The following is an 18,986-nucleotide window of genomic DNA, read 5'->3' on the forward strand; positions in this document are numbered from 1 at the left end:
CATGAAAAAACTGCTGACATCTGCTGCGCTTTTCGTCTTTGGCGCCTCCTCCGCAGTCACTGCGCAGGACGCCGATCTTGACAGCCTGCTGAACAAGGTGCGCGAAGGCCGCGTAACCGAGACGCAGGAACACAAGGAACGGGAAGCCGAATTCCAGCGTCGCAAGGGCGAGCAGGAAGAAATGCTGCGCCAGGCCGAGGAAACCCAGGCCCGGCTGGAAAAGGAATCCGCCCGGCTCGAAGGTGTGCGCCGGGACAATGACCAGAAGATCACCGATGCGCTGGATCGCCGCCGCGAGCGGATGGGCCAGTTGCAGGAACTGTTCGGGGTTCTCCAGCAGTCCGCCGGTGACGCCCGATCCATCATCAAGACATCCCATGTCACCATCGACCACGATGACCGCCTGAGCGCCATCGACAATCTGGTTGCCAAGGCATCGGACAGCTCGGAACTGCCGACGCTGGACGAAATCCGCGCCTGGCCCACCCAGATGATGATGGAAATGATCGAATCCGGCAAGGTTGTCACCTTCCCGCAGGAAGTGCGCACCAAGGAAGGCAACGCCATCACCACCGACCTGACGCGGATCGGCGACATGGGCGTTGTGGGTGACGGTATCTTCTATGTCCTCAAGCAGGACGGTAAGGTGGAAGAGCTGGTTCGTCAGCCCTCCAGCCGCTTTACCGGCACCATCAACGACTTCCGCAGCGCTTCCAGCGACATTGCTCCGGTCGGCATTGACCCGTCCCGCGGTCAGATCCTGAGCCTGGAGGTGGAGAAGCCGACTCTCGAAGAACGCATCGAGGCCGGTGGCACCGTTGGCTATCTGATCCTGACACTGGGTGCGATCGGCGTACTGATGGCCGTGACACAGTGGCTGTACCTGCTGGTGGTCAGCGGCAAGGTCCGCAAGCAGATCAAGTCCAGCGAGCCGAACATGAACAACCCGCTGGGTCGTGTTCTGTCCGTGTACAGCGACAACAAGTCGGTGGACGTGGAAACGCTGGAACTGAAGCTTGACGAGGCCATCCTGAAGGAAACGCCGGCGCTGGAACGCTTCCTGACGCTGATCAAGCTGATCTCCGCAGTGGCGCCGCTCTTCGGTCTGCTGGGTACGGTTACCGGCATGATCGAAACCTTCCAGGCGATCACCCTGTTCGGTACCGGCGATCCGACCATGATGGCTTCCGGTATCTCCATGGCCCTGATCACCACCGTGGAAGGTCTGACCGTCGCCATTCCGACTCTGCTGCTGCACGCCTTCGTGGCCGGCTCCTCCAAGTCCGTGATCCACGTTCTGGAAGAGCAGTCCGCGGGCATCATCGCGGCTCATGCAGAGAAGGAGCAGAAGAATGCTGGCGCTTAGCAACGCGATCGACGCGATCCGGACATTCATGGAGCGGGGCGGCGACGTCCTGTTCCTGATCCTCCTGGTCCTGTTGATCATGTGGGCGCTGATCGTCGAACGCCTGTGGTTCTACTGGGTGGAATACCGCAAGCAGCGCAACCAGATCGTGGGGGCGTGGGAAGCACGGGAGGAGCGTAAATCCTGGTACGCACACAAAATCCGCAAAGCCATGCTGTCCGAAGCGTCGGACAGCCTGATGCGGGGTGTGTCCATGATCAAAACGCTCGTCGCGCTCTGCCCGCTCATCGGCCTGCTGGGCACTGTAACCGGTATGATCGAGGTGTTTGACGTGATGGCTTCGCAAGGCTCGTCCAATGCGCGTGCAATGGCCGCCGGGGTATCCAAGGCCACGATCCCGACCATGTCGGGCATGGTGGCCGCCCTTTCCGGTGTGTTCCTGAGCACCTATATTGAACGCAAGGCCAAGCGTGAAAAGGAAGGGCTGGAAGACAGCCTGACCACGGATCACTAGGCCGGAGGAAAGTCCATGCGTAAATTCTCCAAGCAGGAGGAAGAAGCAGAAGTCAACATGACGCCGATGCTCGACATCGTGTTCATCATGCTGATCTTCTTCATCGTCACGGCTTCCTTCGTCAAAGAGGCAGGGATTGGGATCAACAAGCCCGAAGACACGCCTCAGGACGAAAACCAGCCGCCGCCTCCTGAAGATGAGCGGGCCATCGCCTTCCTGATCGACGACGCGAACGTCATTCAGCACAATTTCCGTCGTGTGAATGTGAGCGCCGTGGAGTCGATCATCAAACGGGAAAGCGTTGAGCGGCCCAAGGCGCCGATTGTCATTCAGGCGTCGGAAGCGGCTCACACCGGGATCGCGCTCCAGATCTATGATGCCGCCCTGGCGGTGGGCGTGGATCCGAGCAAGATCGTGGTGATGCCGCGCAAATAAGATGGTAAACTGACCACGGGCGGGGTGTCTGGCCCCGCCCACCCACAAAAGGCCCAGCACGGGCAAGTGGAGATGTTTGATGCGAGACCACGCGCAAAAAGAAGAAGAAGATGCTGAAATCAACATGACACCGATGCTCGACATCGTGTTCATCATGCTGATCTTCTTCATCGTCACGGCGGTCTTTGTGAAAGAGTCCGGTATAACGGTAGAAAAGCCGACCCTGACCATGGCGGAAATGCAGCGAAACGCCAGCATTCTGATTGCCATCGAGTCGGACGGCAGCATCTGGCTGAACCGTGAGGAAACGGAAATCGATTCCGTCAGAACCACGGTCGAGAAACTGCACTCTGAGAACCCGAGGGGCTCTGTCGTCATTCAGGCGGATCTGGAAAGCCCGGCAGGGGTCATGATGAAAGTGTATGATGCCATCCGCGACGCCGGGGTTCCCAAGATCGCCATAGCCTCGGAGCAGAACTGATGTTAGTGCGCTTTTTAATCGCTGGTGCGGGCGCTGTTGGCGTGACGTTCGCCCTGTTCTTCCTCATGCAGGCCCTCGTCGCCTATAAGGACGAAGTGGTCCTGGATGAGGAAGCATCCGTGCGCTTCCTGGATGTCGTCGAGGATATCGACGAGCAGCCGCCGAAACGCAAGGAACGCCAAATCGAAAAGCCGCCGGAAGTGGAAACGCCTCCGCCGGAAATGGAAACCCCGCAAGTGGAGATGGACGGGCCGAGCAGCATGACCGCCGGCATTGGCCGGGCTCAGGTGGACTCGGACTTTTCCAGCAGCGGGCTTGACCTTGGCCAGAGCCAGGACGGTGACTATCTGCCGCTGGTGCGGGTGCAGCCGCAATATCCCCGCCGTGCGCGGGAACGCGGCATCGAAGGCTACACCATCGTGGAGCTGACCGTCGCCAAGGACGGCACGGTGCCCGAAGACAGCATCCGCATTGTGGAAGCCGATCCCAAGGGCTATTTCGAGCGGGCGTCCCGCCGGGCAGCCGCCAAGTTCAAATACAAGCCCAAAGTGGTCAACGGCCAGCCGCAGGAAGTGACAGGCGTGCAATATCGCTTCACCTTCCAGCTTGCCGATGGCGGGCGCCGGTAATCGGGGGTCAGTAGGAGGATGACAATGAAGCATACGATCCGAGCACTGCCGATGGCGGCCGCGGCCGCGGCCCTTCTGGCCTTTGTTCCGGCCCCTGCGGGGACCGGATTGTCTTCGGCGGCAGTGGCCCTTCAGGAAGACGGGGAGAAGAAACCCGAGCGGGAAACCCGCAAGGTGCCGGCCATGAGCCTTGGCGTGCACAAGAAGGTGCAAAAAGCCCAGGAAGCCATGGACGGAACCGAGGACGAGCCCCCCAACCTTGCGGAGGCACGACAGATCCTGGCCGAGCTGCGCGAGGATGACATCAACGAATATGAGATGGCGGTCACATGGCAGCTTGAGGCCATGATCTCTTACGAGCAGGATAACCCCAAGGGCACCATCGATGCCTATGAGAATATCCTGAAATACCGCAAGAGCATCCCTGTTGCCCTTGAGCTCCAGATCATGTTCGGCCTGGCGCAGCTTTACTTCTCCGAGGAAGACTATGACAAGTCCCTCGAAATGGTGAAGCAGTGGATACCGCGCAAGGAAACCATTTCCGCCAGCCAGAAAACCTTTATTTCCCAGCTTTATTACTCGGTGGAAAATTACGACAAGGCCTTGGAATATATCTATTCCGCCATCAATGAGGCCGAAACCGACGACACGCTGGAAGTGAAGGAAAGCTGGTATCAACTGGCCCTGTCCTCCCACTGGGAGCAGAACCAGTTCGAAAAGGTTCGGGACGTTCTGGAAATCATGATCGTCAACTGGCCCAAGCCGGTTTACTGGACCCAACTGGCGGGTGTTTACGGCGAACTCGGCAAGAACGAGAAGTCCTTCTCCATCACCGAAGCCGCCTACAAACAGGGCTTCCTGGACGAGAAGCCCACTCAGCTTGTCAATCTGGCGCAAATCCTGATTTCCCGTGAAGCCCCGATCAAGGCCGCGTGGGTGATGGAAAAAGCGTTCAAGGAAAAGCTGATCGAACCCACGGCGAAAAACTACAAGGTTCTGGGCCAGAGCTATCTGATGGCGCAGGAACTGGAAAAAGCCGTGGACCCGCTGTCCAAGAATGCCGAAATGGAAAACGACGGCCAGATGTGGCTTCAGGTTGGCCAGGTGCAGATGCAGTTGGGCAATTACAGCGAGGCCGCGGCCGCCTTCGACGAAGCCGTTCAGGCTTATGATGACAATGACGCGAGCGAGAACGACATCCTGACCGCCCACATGCAGCGGGGATCCGCCCTGCTGGAACTGAAGCGGTTCGATGATGCCCGCCGCGCCTTCCAGAAAGCCCGCAATCTGGCAGACACGAGCAGCGAACGCCGCCGTGCCCGCCAGTGGATGGGCTATCTGGAAAAAGAAGTGAAGCGGGAAGAAATGCTGACGGGTTAATCCCCGCAACCGGCTTTCTGCCAGACCATCAAGGCGGTGCCCATCCGGCGCCGCCTTTTTTCGTGCCGCCATTCGCATCCATGCGCGCCGTGATACGCACCGGAAACGACCCGGAAACCGCCATTTCGGCACGGAACCGGATCACGGCACCGCCTTCAGGGAACCCGCCGTCACAGGGCCGAGCATAAAGGAAAGGCCGCGACCAGCACTGATCGCAGAGCCACTTGAAGCTGTATGGAAATGGTGCCCCCGGCCAGAGTCGAACTGGCACGTCCAAAGGACACTTGATTTTGAGTCAAGCGCGTCTACCAATTCCGCCACGGGGGCCTTTGGATCGGCGCATCATAGCGGGTGACAAATCATGGTCAAGCATGGACCATGGCGGCCCCGATTTCCCTGGGCAACAGGAGAGCGCCCGTGCTGAAACGCCTGTATCACTGGTCCATGGCCCGCATTGCAGGCCCCAATGGCCGCCGCTGGCTGGCGGGCCTGTCCTTTGCCGAGGCCAGTTTCTTCCCCATCCCGCCGGATGTGCTACTGCTGCCCATGGTGCTGGCGGATCGCGCACGGGCCTGGCACCTGGCCACCATCACCACGCTTTCCAGCATTGCCGGCGCCGTGCTGGGCTATGCCATCGGGGCCCTTGCCCGCGAGGCGGTGGCCGAGCCCCTGATTCGCTTTTACGGACAGGAAGATGCCTATGCCCGATTCGAAGCGCTCTACAGCGATTATGGCCTGCTGATCGTGGTGGCGGGGGGGCTCACACCCCTGCCCTTCAAGGTGATCACCATTGCCAGCGGCATGGCGGGGCTGAACCCGCTGTTCTTCCTGGCCGCCTGCGTGCCCGCCCGCGCGCCCCGCTTTTTCGCCGAAGCGGCGCTGCTGTGGTGGTTCGGCCCCCCCATTCGGGATTTTCTGGAGCGGCGCTTCGCCCTGGCGCTCACCCTGTTCACGCTGGCCGGGCTTGCCGGCTTCGCCCTGCTCGCCTATCTCTAGGGATGTGAAAGCAATGGTCCACGCCCTGATTCGATCCGCCCTGATCCGACAGCCCGTCGCGCTGCTCGGCGCCGCCGCGCTCGCCCTGCTGATGGCCGCATGGGGGTTTGAAGCCATGGGTTATGCCCCCTGCAAGCTGTGCTTCTGGCAGCGCTACCCCTATATGGCAGTGGTGGTCGTGGCGCTGCTGGCCCTGCTGCAAGGCGGCAACCGGAACAGGATGGCGCTGTTTCTGATGGCCGGACTGTTCGCGCTGGATGCCGGCATCGCCGCCTATCATGGCGGGGTTGAGCGCGGCTTCTGGAAAGGCCCGGATACCTGCACCGGTGCACCGGACCTGACCGGAGATCTGGACGCGGCGTTGAATGCCCTTCAAAATGCCGCCGTGATCCGGTGCGACGCCATCAACACCTCCCTTCTGGGGCTGAGTATGGCAAACTGGAACATGATCGCGGCCCTGATCCTCACGGCGCTGACTGTGCTGGCCGCCCGTTTGCAAACTGCGAGATGACCCATGACCCACGAAACCCGCCGCACCGCCATCACCGAAACCACCGCGCCGCCGCGCCCCCTGCCCGGTGATCGCCAGCCGGACAGGGATGCCATGATCCGGGTGGATCACGCCGGGGAATATGGCGCCGTGCGAATCTATGCGGGCCAAATGGCCATCTTCGGCGACAAGCACCGGAAATCCGGCCTGATAAGGCACATGAAAGCGCAGGAAGACGCGCATCTTGCCCGGTTCAACCGTCTGATCGGTGAGCGCGGCGTGCGGCCCACCCTGTTGCAGCCCTTTTGGCATGTGGCGGGCTTCGCGCTGGGGGCGGGCACGGCCCTGATGGGGGAAAAGGCCGCCATGGCCTGCACGCAGGCGGTGGAAACCGTGATCGACGATCATTATCAGGAACAGCGGGACCAGCTTGCCGGGTCGGACGCCGAGCTTGAAGAGATCATCGAGGATTTTCAGGCCGAGGAAGTGGAACACAAGAAGATCGCCGAAGCCCACGGCGCCAATGAGGCCCCCGGCCATCCGGTGCTCAGCGGCCTGATCAAGGCGGGATGCAGGGCCGCCATCGCCGTGGCCAGGCGGCTATAGGGGCCGCCAACCCGCCACAAGAATGCGCCACAAGAGCGTGCCGGAAGAAGGCAAAAGAACCGCGCGGGCGCCCTAATCCTTTTCCAGTTCCACATCCCAGTACAGAAAATCCCGCCAGCTTTCGTGCAGATAGTTTGGCGGGAAGGCGCGCCCGTTCTCATTCAGCACATGGGCCGTGGGCCTGTGCGGCCAGACCCGTGGGTGCATCCCGGCCTCGTCCGGCGTTCGACCCCCCTTGGCCAGATTGCACGGTGCGCAGGCGGTGGTGATATTGCGCCAACTGGTGCGCCCGCCAAGCCGCCGGGGAATCACATGGTCGAAGGTCAGATCCCGTGTGTCGCCGCAATACTGACAGGTGAACATGTCGCGCAGAAACAGGTTGAACCGGGTGAAGGCGGGAAAATCGGGCTGCCGCACATAGGTTTTCAACGCGATCACGCTGGGCAGGCGCACGGTGGTGGTGGGCGAGTGCACGGCCCGGTCATATTCCGAAACTATGGCCACCCGGTCCAGAAACACCGCCTTCAGCGCGGTTTGCCAGTTCCAGATGCTCAAAGGATAATAGCTCAGAGGTCGATAGTCCGCATTGAGGACCAACGCGGGGCAGGCCTCTGGCGACACAAGGGCCGCGGAGGGTGCGAAATCAACACCCATGATCCGTCTTACCTCCTCGCGGACAGGGGGGCCGACGCCCATCATCGGCCGCTTGGCAAGACAAGCCTGTCCGACGGATGTAGGATCAACATACAGTGTTACAGGGTCGTGACAAACCCTTAATGTTGAGCGCGCGGCAACCATGCTTGCACGCGCCGCCAAGGCATGGAACAAAAACCGCATGTCCCAGTCCCTCGTTACCCGCTTTGCGCCCAGCCCCACCGGCTTTCTGCACAAGGGCCACGCCCTGTCCGCCATGCTTGCCCACCGGCGGGCACGGCAGGCGAACGGCCTGTTTCGGTTGCGTATCGAAGACATAGACAGCACCCGCTGCCGCCCCGCCTACGGGGATGCGATCATCGAGGATCTGACATGGCTGGGCCTGATCTGGGACGGCCCGGTGGAACGGCAAAGCGACCACCCGGATCGTTTCGCACACGCTTTGGCCCGCCTGCGGGAACGCGATGTGGTCTATCCCTGTTTCTGCACCCGCAAGACCATTCAGCAGGAAGTGGAACGCAGCGTGCGCGCGCCCCACGGGCCGGAAGGGCCGCTCTATCCCGGCACCTGCCGGGCTCTGGACCCTGCCAGCCGCGCCGCCTGCCTGGCCGAGGGGCACCCCCACGCGTGGCGGCTGGATGTGCGCCGGGCGCTGAACAGCCTGAATGCGCCGCTGCCCCCCTGGCATGACGAACTGCACGGCTCCCAGCCCGCCCGGCCTGACCTGTTGGGCGACGTGGTGGTGGCACGAAAGGATATCGCCACCAGCTATCATCTGGCGGTGGTGGTGGATGATGCCGCCCAGAATGTGACCCATGTGGTGCGGGGTGAGGATCTGTGGCACGCCACCCATGTGCATGTGCTGTTGCAGGCCCTGCTTGGCCTGCCACAGCCGGTTTATCACCATCATGGCCTGATGACGGACGCGGCGGGCCGCCGCTTTGCCAAAAGAGACAGATCAGCGACGCTGAAAGCCCTGAGAGAGGCGGGCACCGACCCCGCCGCCCTGCTGGCGGACCTGGCCGCCAGCCCTGTCGCGCGCCAATCGGGAAATGTTCCGCCAGAAGGTGTCCCGTCGGGGGATGTTCCGTCGGGGGATGTCCCATCAGAAGGTGCCCCGTCAGGGGGCGTCGGGCGCGCCTAGCCCGTCCGGGTCCAGCCAGTCCAGGCCCGGCACCACCGGCGCGGGCGGCAGATGGGCGGCTTCGCGGTCGGGGAAGAAGCGGTTGTTGCCAGCCTCGTCGGCGGCCCAGTTGAAGCGCACCGGCCCCACCACATGGTTGTTCACCACCACCGGCGACGGCATGTCCCGCCCGCTCAGCAGCAGGGTGGAGCCGCGCGCCCGATCGGTCAGGATCAGATTGCCGTCCAGTCTGAGCGCGCTGACCCCGGCCCGGCCCTTTTCCACACCGAACGACAGAAGCTGATGGTTCACGCTGGCCGCCCCTTCCGCCAGAACGGAGCCGCTGATGGTCACCAGCCCGCCATTCGGCAGGTCCACCAGGCGGCTGTCATCGCCGCCCGCCGAGGCGATCACGCTGTTTTCGATGGTGGTGCGGCTGGCGCGGGACTTGATGCCATGGCCCTGATCCCGGCTGGCGATCACGCGGGTGCCGCGCACGGTCAGTTCGCCGCCCCCCTGATAGATGGCGTGGGCGCGGCCCGCCTTGCCCAGCCGGATGAACAGACTGTCCAGAACACGCACATGGCCGGGGTTGCCCGCCGTCAGCAGGCCGCTTTCGCTATCGGCGAAAACCACATGATCCAGGGTCAGATCCCGGCCTTCCAGCCGCACGCAGGCGCCATTGCCATCCGGCACGGATATGCCCCGGCAGGCCAGCCGGGCAATGGTCACGCCATTGCCCTTCACCACCAGCGCCGCCTTGCCGCCCACCGCGCGGCCCTGAAGGATGGTTTCGGGGCCGCTGCCTTCCAGCCGCACGCGGTTGCGGGTGATGGTGCCCGCCATGGGATAGACACCGGGCCCCATGCGGATGATGCCGCCATGGGTGACAATATCGAACGCCTGAGCCAAAGTATCCACGACCCGGCCATGAACCCATATCTGGCCCGGCGCCAGACCCGGCGCGGCCTTCGGCGCCTTCCCGCCCGGCACCAGCACCAGAAAAGCCAGAAAAAACGGGATAAATCGACGCATGGGCATGGACTCGCATTGTTTTGAGCGTCATTCATTTGGCCAGCGAGCGCGGGTCCTGTAAAGAAAGCTTTTCCTGAGACCGCCGCGCATTACATGCTGGCACGGGCCGTTTCACAGGGCGCGGCCACGGGAGAGCGACAATGAAAGCATTACTGATACTGGCGGCCATCGCCGCACTGACCACGCTGGGCATCCTGATCACCGGGGTGGTGGGCATGGCCCGTGGCGGCGAATTCAACCGCAAATGGGGCAACAAGCTGATGCAGATGCGGGTGGCATCCCAGGCGATCACGCTGGTACTGCTGTTTCTGCTGGCCCTGGCCGCGGCGGCCTGATCCGCGCTTTCACCTTGTCCGCCCGCTTTCCCGCAATGTGACCAGCCCTTCAGGTGGAGAGACCTTCCATGGTGAAACTGACCAAAATCTACACCCGTGGCGGCGATGGCGGCGAAACCTCGCTGGCGGACGGCACACGCCTGCCCAAGGACAGCCTGCGGATCGAGGCGTATGGCACGGTGGATGAAGCCAATGCGGTCATCGGCCAGGCGCGGCTGCACACCAGCGGCAAAGAAGACGCCCTTCTGGCCCGCATCCAGAACGATCTGTTCGATCTGGGCGCGGATCTGGCCACGCCGGGGGAAAGTTTCGAGCCGGACGAAATGACCCTGCGCATCACCCAGCCCCAGATCGACCGGCTGGAGCGCGAAATCGACGCCATGAACGAGCGACTCAAACCGCTTACCAGCTTCATTCTGCCCGGCGGCAGCCCGGCCAGCGCCGCCCTGCACACGGCCCGCACGGTGGTGCGCCGGGCGGAGCGGCTGGCCGTGGCCACGGGGCGGGACAGTGCCATCAATCCGCTGGCCATCACCTATCTCAACCGGCTGTCGGATCACCTGTTTCAGCTTGGCCGACTGCTCAATGAAGGCGGCGAGGCCGATGTGCTCTGGGTGCCCGGTGCCAATCGCTGAAGCGTGCATGACCGCACGGCTCTGACACAGCTGATTGCCGCCGGGAACCGGGCCTGCTAAGGTCATGGCCATGAAGCATTTTTTTTCTGCTCTTCCGGCCATGATGCTGGCGCTCGCCGTAACCCTTTCCGGCGGCTGGACCGGCGTGTTTGCGGCCCAGCGCCAACAGGCGGAGCCGGGCGGCGGGCATATGGCAAAGCCCTATTTGCAGGCGCTGGCCCGCGCCGCGCTGGACCGGCTGGGCCCGGCATATCTGACGCCGCACAAGTCAGCGGATCAGGCCATCCCCGCCAAGGCCAGGGCCAGCGCCAGCGCCCACAAGGCGCCCACACCCAATACACCGCCCGCCCCGGCTGTCCCGTCCGCACGGCCCATGCCACCTGAAAAGGGTGTGCCGGGCCTGCTGCTGGGGCGCTATGGGCACGAAACCAGCGCGCACCTGATCTGGCTGGCCGTCCGGCACCGGCTGGGCGGCGGCGTGGCCGCAGCCACCCCGGTGATCAGGGGTCGCCAGGGCGTGCGCCCCCTTGTCATGGGCGACCGCCATGGCAATCCGTGGCGCTGGCCGCCGGGCGTGCCGGTAAGCCGGAACGGGGAATTGGCATTGTTTTTGGTTGACTTGGACCAGCCGGATCGGCTTTCCATACTGTGTGACCGCGCGCTTGCACCGGCGTTTCCATGCCATGGCGACACGTTCGGCCAGGCTGCGCAAGAGGGGGGCTGATCATCATGGCCAATCGCCGCTTCAATCCGGCCAGGCCCGTCATGAAGCCTGTCATGGCAGTGTTGCTTGCCCTGATGACCACCGCCTGTTCCGGCATGGGCATGGGGGGCGGCAATGCCGTGCCCGACCGGCTGGACCGGCTGGAAGCCCGGCTGGACGCACTGGAACAGACTGTCATCGCCCATCAGCAGGAATGGCAGAACCGCAAGCCCGCGCTTGACCGGCTCACCCGGATCGAGGGGGACATCAACATACTGGTGGAGCAACTGGCCGCCCTCGCCGCCATGGAGGATGCGGGCCTGCCGCCGAAAAAACGTTCCGCCGACAAGACGAAAGACAGCGGGTCGGCAGCGGGCGGATCGTCGGCCGGCGGGCTGGACCGGGGGCTGCACGTGGCCAGTTATCAAAGCAAGTCCAATCTCGCCACCGGATGGGCCATGGTGCAGGAAATTCCGCGCATCCAGAACGGGCCCTATACCGCGCGGGTGGAGGAACTGACCCTGGGCACCGGGAAAACCTTTTATCGCCTGATCATCGGCCCCCTGCAAGCAGAGGACGATCAGGACGCGCTCTGCGCCCTGATCGAGGACAAGACCGGATTCTGCGAATACACGCCCTTTTTGGGCCAGCCTTTGTCGGACGTGACCGGATCATAGGGGCCGGGTCATAGGGGGCCGGGCGCTGAGCGCCGCCCGCCGTCAGCGTTCGGCCTTACCGATCAGGCGTGCCGATCAGACGCAGCCGAGAAATGCCGCCATCCGGCACCAGATTGATGCGCACATGGCTCACCGGCCCCACATCCGCCACCTGATCGATAAAATCATGCACGGCATCGGCACTGAGCGGCTGTTCCGGCAGCAGATAGGGCCAGAACTGGCTCTGCACCGGGGCGCTGGCATCCGTTCCCCCTTCCAAAAAGCCCGCCTGCAAGGAAATGCGGTGGGGGAAATTGCCCTTGAAATGGGCGGTATCCACGATCACCTGCCCGATCCGCCCGGCATGGCCCAGCGCGATCAGGCCCCAGTCATTGCCCGGCTCCCGGCGGCGGCGGGTTTCCCAGCCATCGCCCATATTCATCCCCCGGCCCGGTAACAGAATATTGCTGAGCACACCGAAGTGCTCGTCAATGGCGGCCACGGCCCGGCCCCCGTTTTCCAGCGCCGCCAGATCCACCGGCCCGTCCGCGCCGAGGCGGTCCCAATCCACCGCGAAATGGCCATAAATGCGCAACCGCGCCACGCCGCCATCGGGATAGATGTGCAGGCGCACATGGGTCCATGCCTGATCGCTGTGGATCAGATGAATGTTGTGGCTGTCCCCCGACAGGTCCACAGCGGGCAGGATTTCCGTCCAATCCGCCTCGTCGCCGGGCACGTCCCGGTCGCTGATGCAGGCCTCTATGCTGGCGGCGGGGGCATAATTGCCGGTGAAATGAGTGGTATCCAGATTCACGCCGCGAATGACAGCCCGCCCGCCGAGCCGCACGGTGGCGTGATCGTGGCCCGGTTCGCGCTTGCGGCGGCTTTCCCAGCCATCCATCCATTTGCCGTGATCGTCATATTCATCCGGCAGGAACACGGGCGCGGACGTTTTGAGCATCCGTTCCCTGGGGGCGAAGAAGTCATCCGTGGCGTGCGTGGCTTTGGCGCCGAGGCGCGGTTCGGCCAGATTGACACAGTGACGAAGACAGTCGGGCAACATGGGCGGTCCTTTTGTGCAAAGAGCGGATCTATTCCGTAAGGGCTTCCAGCCGGAAGGCGGCGATGCGGTGAATCTGCTCGATCGCCGTCTTGAATTCGGTCTCGGCGTCATGGGTCACGCGGCTGCGGAAGGCATCCAGAATGCTGGCCCGGTCATGGCCCTTGACGGCGATGATGAAGGGAAAGCCGAAGCGTTCCTTATAGGCGGTGTTCAGGCTCTGAAAAGCCTCATATTCCTCGGCGGTGCACCGGTCCAGACCGGCGCCCTGCTGCTCGCGGCGGGAATGGTCGGTCAGGTCCGCGGCCAGGCCCACTTTCCCGGCCAGGTCCGGGTGGGCGCAGATCAGGGTCATCTGCGCGGCGCGATCCGCCAGGTCCACCGCCGAGCGCATGGCGGCGAACAACCCTTCCGCCCTATCCAGCTCGGTACCCTTGCGCGCCGCCCAGGCCGCTTCCGCCACCCATGGGCTGTGCTCATATATGCCGCCATAGGTGGCGAGGAAGGTCTCACTGGTCATGGTGGACGGCTTGGCCGCCAGCGGGCGGCTCAGATCGGGCAGGGTCAGGGTCATGCACTCTCTCCCGTGTGGGCGAAGGGGTGGGTCTCGCGCCAGAAGCGGGCAATATCCACCCGCCGCGTCAGCCAGACGGCCTCATGGGCCTTCACATGGCGAATAAACCGCTTCAGCGCCTGAAAGCGGCCAGGCCGGGCGATGATCCGACAATGCAGGCCGATGGACAGCATTTTGGGCGCGGTCTCACCCTCTTCATACAGCGTGTCAAAGGCATCCTTGAGATACTGATAGAACTGCTCCCCGCTGTTGAAGCCCTGCACGGCGCAGAAGCGCATGTCATTGGCATCCAGCGTATAGGGCACCATCAGTTGCGGCGTCTCGCCGTAAAGCGTGCTCCAGAAAGGCAGGTCGTCGCTGTAATCATCGGCATTGTACAAAAACCCGCCATAGTCCGCCACCAGACGATGGGTGTTGGGGCTTGTGCGCCCGGTGTACCAGCCAAGGGGGCGTTCCCCCGCCAGCTCGGTCAGGATTTCCATGGCCCTGGCGATATGGGCGCGCTCCACCGCTTCCGGCACGTTCTGATAGTTGATCCATTTCAGCCCGTGCGAGCAGATTTCATGCCCGTCGGCCCTGAGCGCGGCGGCCACCGCCGGGTTGCGGGCCAGCGCCTGTGCCACGGCGAAGCAGGTGATGGGCACCTCTTCACGGCGGAACAGGTCCAGCAGCCGCCACACACCCACCCGCGCGCCATATTCATACAGCGATTCCATGGACATGTGGCGCGCGCCCTCGACCACCGGGGCCTGCACGATCTCGGACAGGAAGGTTTCCGCCCCCGCATCGCCGTGCAGGATGCAGTTTTCGCCGCCTTCCTCGTAATTCATCACGAACTGCACGGCGATCCGCGCGCCGCCGGGCCAGGGCACCTGTGGCGGGCGGCCCGCATATCCCTTGAGATCGCGGGGATAAGAGGCAAGGGGCGGAACATCTCTGGTCATGATATGGTTCTGTCCTGTGGTAATGGTCCATGATGCGGTCGGCCACAATGACACCGGATCGCGGGCAATTGTCAAATCCTGACCGTTTGGTTAGGGTAGCCGAAATCAGGCGGGACACAAGCGGCGAAAACGCCGGGTTCCAGCCTGCGCCCCGCCCCGTCAAGAGTTGAGGAGACATCATGGGATTTCTGACCACGCATGTTCTGGACACCGCCCATGGCTGCCCCGCCGCGGGCATGACGGTCGTGCTGTACCGGCTTGAGGCCGACAGCGCCACGCGGGAAATCAAACGCATCGAGACCAATCAGGATGGCCGGGCCGACGGCCCCATCCTGCCGGAGTCCGGCTTCGCCCCCGGCACCTACCGCCTGGATTTTCATGTGGGGGACTATTACCGCCGGAAAAAGGAACCCCTGCCGGAACCCGCCTTTCTGGATGTGGTGCCGGTGCTGTTCGGCATGGCGGAAGACAGCCATTATCATGTGCCGCTTCTGGTGTCGCCCTATGGCTACAGCACCTATCGCGGCAGTTAGGGAGAACAGGCATGAGCGAGGCAATCCGCTTCCTGATGGACGGCGAAATCCATACCCTGCGGGATGTGGACCCCACCATGACCGTGCTGGACTGGCTGCGCTATGAGGCGGCCCGCACTGGCACCAAGGAAGGCTGTGCCGAAGGGGACTGCGGCGCCTGCACCGTGGTGCTGGGCACCCTGAGCGCGAACGGCGAGACGATCGAAACCCGCGCCGTCAATGCCTGCATCCTGTTCCTGCCGGTGCTGGACGGCAAGGAACTGATCACCGTGGAAAGCCTGAAAGACCGGGAAAGCGGCGCCCTGCACCCGGCACAGCAGGCCATGGTGGAAACCCACGGCTCCCAGTGCGGCTTCTGCACGCCGGGCTTTGTCATGTCGCTTTATGCGCTGGACCGGCAGGTGAAGGCCGGCACCGGAGATACCAGCCTGAACACGGTGAATGACTGCCTTGCCGGCAATCTGTGCCGCTGCACCGGCTATGGCCCCATCATCGAAGCGGCAGGGCGGCTCGGTGGCGGGCCGGACCATCTGGACCGGGCGGAACAGGCGCGCATCGCCAGGCTGAAACAGATAAGGCGCGATGATACGCTGCACCTGACCTGGCATGATCCCGTCGCCGGGCGGGAGCGCCAGTATTTCGCCCCCGTAACAATAGAATCCCTGGCCGAACTGGTGGACGCGCACCCCGATGCCACGCTGCTGGCGGGCGGTACCGATGTGGGGCTGTGGGTCACCAAGCAGCACCGCACGCTGGACACGGTGATCCATACCGGCAATGTAACCGCCCTCAATCACATGCACGAGAACGCGGACGGCTTCACCATCGGCGCGGCGGTCACCTATACGGCGGCCATGGACCGGCTGGGCGCGGCATTCCCGGACCTGGGCGAGCTGTTCCGGCGCCTGGGGTCCACCCAGATCCGCAATTCCGGCACCATTGGCGGCAATATCGCCAATGGCTCCCCCATCGGGGACAGTATGCCCGCGCTGATCGCGCTGGGCGCCACCCTTCATCTGCGCAAGGGCGCGGACTGTCGCAGCCTGCCGCTTGAAGACTATTTCATCGATTATGGCAAACAGGACCTGAGAGAAGGCGAATTCGTCGAGGCGGTCAGCGTGCCCCGGCTGGCGGACGGGGCCTGGTTCTATTGCCACAAGATTTCCAAGCGCTTCGATCAGGACATTTCCGCCGTGATGCTGGGGTTGTGGCTTGATCTGGACGGCGACACGGTGCGCGATGCCCGGCTCTGCTATGGCGGCATGGCGGCCACGCCGAAGCGCGCCCGAACCGCCGAAACGGCGTTGACGGGCCGCGCCTTTGATGAAGCGGCGGTGGCCGATGCCGTGGCGGCGCTGGCAGCGGATTTCACCCCGCTTAGCGACATGCGCGCCTCCAGCACCTATCGGATGCGGGTGGCGGGCAATCTGATCCGGCGCGCATGGGCGGAACGGGAAGACGGGCCGAAAGCCACGCGGCTGGTGGGCCACGGCGCGGAGGTGGCACATGCCTGACACAAGCAAAACGGTCAGCCGGGGCATCAGCGGCGGTGTGCACACACCCCGCCAGCATGACAGCGGCCACAAGCATGTGAGCGGCGAAGCGCTTTACACGGACGATATCGCCGAACCCCGGCGCATGATCCATCTTTATGTGGCCATGAGCCCGCACGCCCATGGCCGGATCGACCGGCTGGACGTATCGGCGGTACGCGCCGCCCCCAGCGTGGTGGATGTGATCACGCTGGACGATATCCCCGGCACCAATGACGCCAGCCCCTTTGCCATGGACGATCCCATTTTCGCCGACGGCGTGGTGGAATATGCGGGCCAGCCCCTGTTCGCCGTGGCGGCCACCAGCCGGGCGGCGGCGGTGAAGGCGGCGGCACGCGCCGATCTGGCCATCACGCCGATGGATGCGGTGCTCACCATTGACGACGCCCTGGCGGCGAACACCGATCTGGAACCGCCACAGATCATGGCAAAGGGCGACAGCGCCAAAGCGCTGGAAACCGCCGACCGGCGGCTTTCGGGCACGGTGCGCATGGGCGGGCAGGACCATTTCTATCTGGAAGGCCAGATCGCGCTGGCCACGCCGGGGGAAGATGGCGACATGGACATTGTCTCATCCACCCAGAACCCCACCGAAGTACAGCATATCGTGGCCCATGCGCTGGCCATACCGGCACACAGTGTCAATGTTCAGGTGCGCCGGATGGGCGGCGGCTTCGGCGGCAAGGAAACCCACCCGGCCCTGTTCGCCGCCATCGCGGCACTGGCGGCCCGCAAGACCGGGCGCCCCGCCAAACTGCGCGTGGACCGGGACGACGACATGATCATCACCGGCAAGCGCCATGATTTCCGCATCGATTATGATGTGGGGTTCGATGATACGGGCCGGATTCAGGCCATCGACCTGAAACTGGCCAGCCGCTGTGGCCGATCCATGGACCTGTCCAACGCCATCAATGACCGGGCCATGTTCCATTCGGACAATGCCTATCACCTGCCCCATGCCACCATCACCAGCCGTCGGCTGAAAACCCACACCGTGTCCAACACCGCCTTTCGCGGCTTTGGTGGCCCGCAGGGCATGGTGGGGATCGAGCGGGTGATGGATGCCATCGCCCACGATCTGGGCATGGACCCGCTGAACGTGCGACTGGCCAATCTCTACAGCCCGGACGGCAGCCAGACCACGCCCTATGGCATGACGGTGGCAGACAGCATCAGCCACGAGATCATGCCCGATCTGGCGAAAAGCGCCGCCTATGACGCGCGGCGCAAGGCGGTGGACGCCTTCAACCGGGAAAATCGCTGGCTGAAAAAGGGGCTGGCGCTGACGCCGGTGAAGTTCGGCATCAGCTTCACCACCAAGCATCTGAATCAGGCGGGCGCGCTGGTGCATGTGTATCAGGACGGCAGCGTGCACCTGAACCATGGCGGCACGGAAATGGGCCAGGGCCTGTTCGTGAAAGTGGCGCAGGTGGTGGCCGAAACCTTCCAGATCGACATTGACCGGGTGAAGATCACCGCCACCACCACGGAAAAAGTACCCAATACCAGCGCCACGGCGGCATCCAGCGGGTCGGATCTGAACGGCAAGGCGGCGGAAGCGGCCGCGCTGACCATTAGGGACCGGCTGACCGATTTCGCATCCGAAATGTATGACACACCACAGGACCGCATCACGTTCCGGGATAATCTGGTGGTGGTGGACAACCGGGAAATCCCCTTCCCGGACCTTGTGAAGCAGGCTTATCTGAACCGCATGTCGCTATCGTCCACCGGCTTTTACGCCACGCCCAAAATTCATTATGACCGGGAGACCCACAAGGGCCACCCCTTCTATTATTTCTGTTACGGCGCGGCGCTTTCGGAAGTGGTGATCGACACGCTGACCGGTGAAAACCGCGTGCTACGGGTGGACCTGATCCATGATGTGGGCAAATCGCTGAATCCGGCCATTGATCTTGGCCAGATCGAGGGCGGCTTCATTCAGGGCATGGGCTGGCTGACCACCGAAGAACTGGTGTGGGACGCAAAGGGCACCCTGAAAACCCACGCCCCCAGCACCTACAAGATCCCCGCTTGCAGCGACCGGCCCCCGGTGTTCAACATGCGTCTGCACGATGGCGAAAATCGCGAGGAAACCATTTACCGATCCAAAGCCGTGGGAGAGCCGCCCTTCATGCTGGCGATTTCCGTGTTCAACGCCCTGACGGACGCCGTGGCCGCCACCGCGGACAATACCCACCTGCCCGATCTGGACGCCCCGGCCACGCCGGAAGCGATCCTGACCGCCATCGAGGCGCTTGGATCAAAGGGATGATTC

The 18,986-nt window shown here is 63.3% G+C and carries 22 protein-coding genes and 1 tRNA gene; 17 read left to right on the top strand and 6 right to left on the bottom strand.

Features of this window, described 5'->3' with window-relative positions; translation table 11 throughout:
- Position 1: 1 nt before the first annotated feature.
- The 6 genes from WGH93_RS10025 to WGH93_RS10050 all read left to right on the top strand — a co-directional run bounded on the left by WGH93_RS10025 (position 2) and on the right by WGH93_RS10050 (position 4,805).
- Positions 2–1,366, top strand: a complete 1,365-nt coding sequence (locus WGH93_RS10025) for a MotA/TolQ/ExbB proton channel family protein (protein ID WP_374764749.1) — start codon at positions 2–4, stop codon at positions 1,364–1,366.
- Positions 1,353–1,880, top strand: a complete 528-nt coding sequence (locus tag WGH93_RS10030; protein WP_374764750.1) for a MotA/TolQ/ExbB proton channel family protein — start codon at positions 1,353–1,355, stop codon at positions 1,878–1,880. Before WGH93_RS10025 ends, WGH93_RS10030 begins: the two co-directional genes overlap by 14 nt.
- A gap of 15 nt (positions 1,881–1,895) precedes the next feature.
- Positions 1,896–2,315: an ExbD/TolR family protein gene (locus WGH93_RS10035; RefSeq protein ID WP_374764751.1), complete on the top strand. Its 420-nt coding sequence runs from the start codon at positions 1,896–1,898 to the stop codon at positions 2,313–2,315.
- Between the two features lie 79 nt (positions 2,316–2,394).
- On the top strand, positions 2,395–2,796 hold the full coding sequence (locus WGH93_RS10040; protein WP_374764752.1) for an ExbD/TolR family protein: 402 nt from the start codon (positions 2,395–2,397) through the stop codon (positions 2,794–2,796).
- Between the two features lie 41 nt (positions 2,797–2,837).
- Entirely contained in the window at positions 2,838–3,425 is a 588-nt protein-coding gene (locus WGH93_RS10045; RefSeq protein WP_374764753.1) for an energy transducer TonB, read from the top strand.
- A 108-nt stretch (positions 3,426–3,533) separates the two neighbouring features.
- Entirely contained in the window at positions 3,534–4,805 is a 1,272-nt protein-coding gene (locus tag WGH93_RS10050; RefSeq protein ID WP_374764754.1) for a tetratricopeptide repeat protein, read from the top strand.
- 241 nt (positions 4,806–5,046) lie between these two features.
- Here the strand turns inward: WGH93_RS10050 and WGH93_RS10055 are convergent.
- A tRNA-Leu gene (locus WGH93_RS10055) sits at positions 5,047–5,132 on the bottom strand.
- A gap of 90 nt (positions 5,133–5,222) precedes the next feature.
- On the opposite strand from WGH93_RS10055, the gene WGH93_RS10060 reads away from it, so the two are divergent.
- Genes WGH93_RS10060 through WGH93_RS10070 form a run of 3 tightly spaced genes read left to right on the top strand, consistent with a single transcriptional unit; the run spans position 5,223 to position 6,897 of the window.
- The gene (locus tag WGH93_RS10060) at positions 5,223–5,801 is read left to right on the top strand and encodes a YqaA family protein (RefSeq protein ID WP_374764755.1); all 579 of its coding nucleotides are present in this window, start codon (positions 5,223–5,225) and stop codon (positions 5,799–5,801) included.
- Positions 5,802–5,814: 13 nt separating this feature from the next.
- Positions 5,815–6,312, top strand: a complete 498-nt coding sequence (locus WGH93_RS10065; RefSeq protein WP_374764756.1) for a disulfide bond formation protein B — start codon at positions 5,815–5,817, stop codon at positions 6,310–6,312.
- Positions 6,313–6,315: 3 nt separating this feature from the next.
- Positions 6,316–6,897, top strand: a complete 582-nt coding sequence (locus WGH93_RS10070; RefSeq protein ID WP_374764757.1) for a demethoxyubiquinone hydroxylase family protein — start codon at positions 6,316–6,318, stop codon at positions 6,895–6,897.
- Positions 6,898–6,969: 72 nt separating this feature from the next.
- On the opposite strand, the gene WGH93_RS10075 is transcribed toward WGH93_RS10070, so the two are convergent.
- Positions 6,970–7,551 (bottom strand): HNH endonuclease, encoded by a 582-nt coding sequence (locus tag WGH93_RS10075; protein ID WP_374764758.1) that lies wholly within the window; start codon positions 7,549–7,551, stop codon positions 6,970–6,972.
- A 181-nt stretch (positions 7,552–7,732) separates the two neighbouring features.
- On the opposite strand from WGH93_RS10075, the gene gluQRS reads away from it, so the two are divergent.
- On the top strand, positions 7,733–8,695 hold the full coding sequence (gene gluQRS, locus WGH93_RS10080) for a tRNA glutamyl-Q(34) synthetase GluQRS (RefSeq protein ID WP_374764759.1): 963 nt from the start codon (positions 7,733–7,735) through the stop codon (positions 8,693–8,695).
- On the opposite strand, the gene WGH93_RS10085 is transcribed toward gluQRS, so the two are convergent.
- Positions 8,672–9,715 carry a right-handed parallel beta-helix repeat-containing protein gene (locus WGH93_RS10085; protein WP_374764760.1) on the bottom strand — a complete coding sequence of 348 codons (1,044 nt, stop codon included), beginning with the start codon at positions 9,713–9,715 and terminating at the stop codon, positions 8,672–8,674. The two genes, gluQRS and WGH93_RS10085, sit on opposite strands and share 24 nt — an antisense overlap.
- Positions 9,716–9,849: 134 nt before the next feature.
- Here WGH93_RS10085 and WGH93_RS10090 point away from each other — a divergent pair, with 134 nt between their 5' ends.
- The 4 genes from WGH93_RS10090 (at position 9,850) to WGH93_RS10105 (ending at position 12,059) form a co-directional block, all read left to right on the top strand.
- Complete coding sequence (locus WGH93_RS10090; protein WP_374764761.1) at positions 9,850–10,044, top strand: HIG1 domain-containing protein; 195 nt, start codon at positions 9,850–9,852, stop codon at positions 10,042–10,044.
- Positions 10,045–10,112: 68 nt separating this feature from the next.
- The gene (locus tag WGH93_RS10095; RefSeq protein WP_374764762.1) at positions 10,113–10,679 is read left to right on the top strand and encodes a cob(I)yrinic acid a,c-diamide adenosyltransferase; all 567 of its coding nucleotides are present in this window, start codon (positions 10,113–10,115) and stop codon (positions 10,677–10,679) included.
- Between the two features lie 70 nt (positions 10,680–10,749).
- Complete coding sequence (locus WGH93_RS10100; protein ID WP_374764763.1) at positions 10,750–11,403, top strand: hypothetical protein; 654 nt, start codon at positions 10,750–10,752, stop codon at positions 11,401–11,403.
- 53 nt (positions 11,404–11,456) lie between these two features.
- On the top strand, positions 11,457–12,059 hold the full coding sequence (locus WGH93_RS10105) for a hypothetical protein (protein ID WP_374764764.1): 603 nt from the start codon (positions 11,457–11,459) through the stop codon (positions 12,057–12,059).
- A gap of 55 nt (positions 12,060–12,114) precedes the next feature.
- Here the strand turns inward: WGH93_RS10105 and alc are convergent, their stop codons facing one another.
- Genes alc through puuE form a run of 3 tightly spaced genes read right to left on the bottom strand, consistent with a single transcriptional unit; the run spans position 12,115 to position 14,619 of the window.
- Positions 12,115–13,104 (bottom strand): allantoicase, encoded by a 990-nt coding sequence (alc, locus tag WGH93_RS10110; protein WP_374764765.1) that lies wholly within the window; start codon positions 13,102–13,104, stop codon positions 12,115–12,117.
- Between the two features lie 28 nt (positions 13,105–13,132).
- A complete protein-coding gene (gene uraD / locus WGH93_RS10115; RefSeq protein WP_374764766.1) occupies positions 13,133–13,675 on the bottom strand; it encodes a 2-oxo-4-hydroxy-4-carboxy-5-ureidoimidazoline decarboxylase in 543 nt (180 codons plus the stop codon).
- Positions 13,672–14,619 (bottom strand): allantoinase PuuE, encoded by a 948-nt coding sequence (gene puuE / locus WGH93_RS10120; RefSeq protein WP_374764767.1) that lies wholly within the window; start codon positions 14,617–14,619, stop codon positions 13,672–13,674. The genes uraD and puuE overlap by 4 nt, the downstream gene beginning before the upstream one ends.
- A 179-nt stretch (positions 14,620–14,798) precedes the next feature.
- On the opposite strand from puuE, the gene uraH reads away from it, so the two are divergent.
- The 3 genes from uraH to xdhB are packed head-to-tail and all read left to right on the top strand — an operon-like array spanning position 14,799 to position 18,983.
- Positions 14,799–15,152: a hydroxyisourate hydrolase gene (gene uraH, locus WGH93_RS10125; protein ID WP_374764768.1), complete on the top strand. Its 354-nt coding sequence runs from the start codon at positions 14,799–14,801 to the stop codon at positions 15,150–15,152.
- An 11-nt stretch (positions 15,153–15,163) separates the two neighbouring features.
- A complete protein-coding gene (gene xdhA / locus WGH93_RS10130; protein WP_374764769.1) occupies positions 15,164–16,666 on the top strand; it encodes a xanthine dehydrogenase small subunit in 1,503 nt (500 codons plus the stop codon).
- Entirely contained in the window at positions 16,659–18,983 is a 2,325-nt protein-coding gene (gene xdhB / locus WGH93_RS10135; protein WP_374764770.1) for a xanthine dehydrogenase molybdopterin binding subunit, read from the top strand. The genes xdhA and xdhB overlap by 8 nt, the downstream gene beginning before the upstream one ends.
- Positions 18,984–18,986 lie beyond the last annotated feature (3 nt).

Origin of the sequence: Yunchengibacter salinarum (genome assembly GCF_037658235.1) — a bacterium.
Lineage (GTDB): Bacteria > Pseudomonadota > Alphaproteobacteria > Sphingomonadales > Kordiimonadaceae > Yunchengibacter > Yunchengibacter salinarum.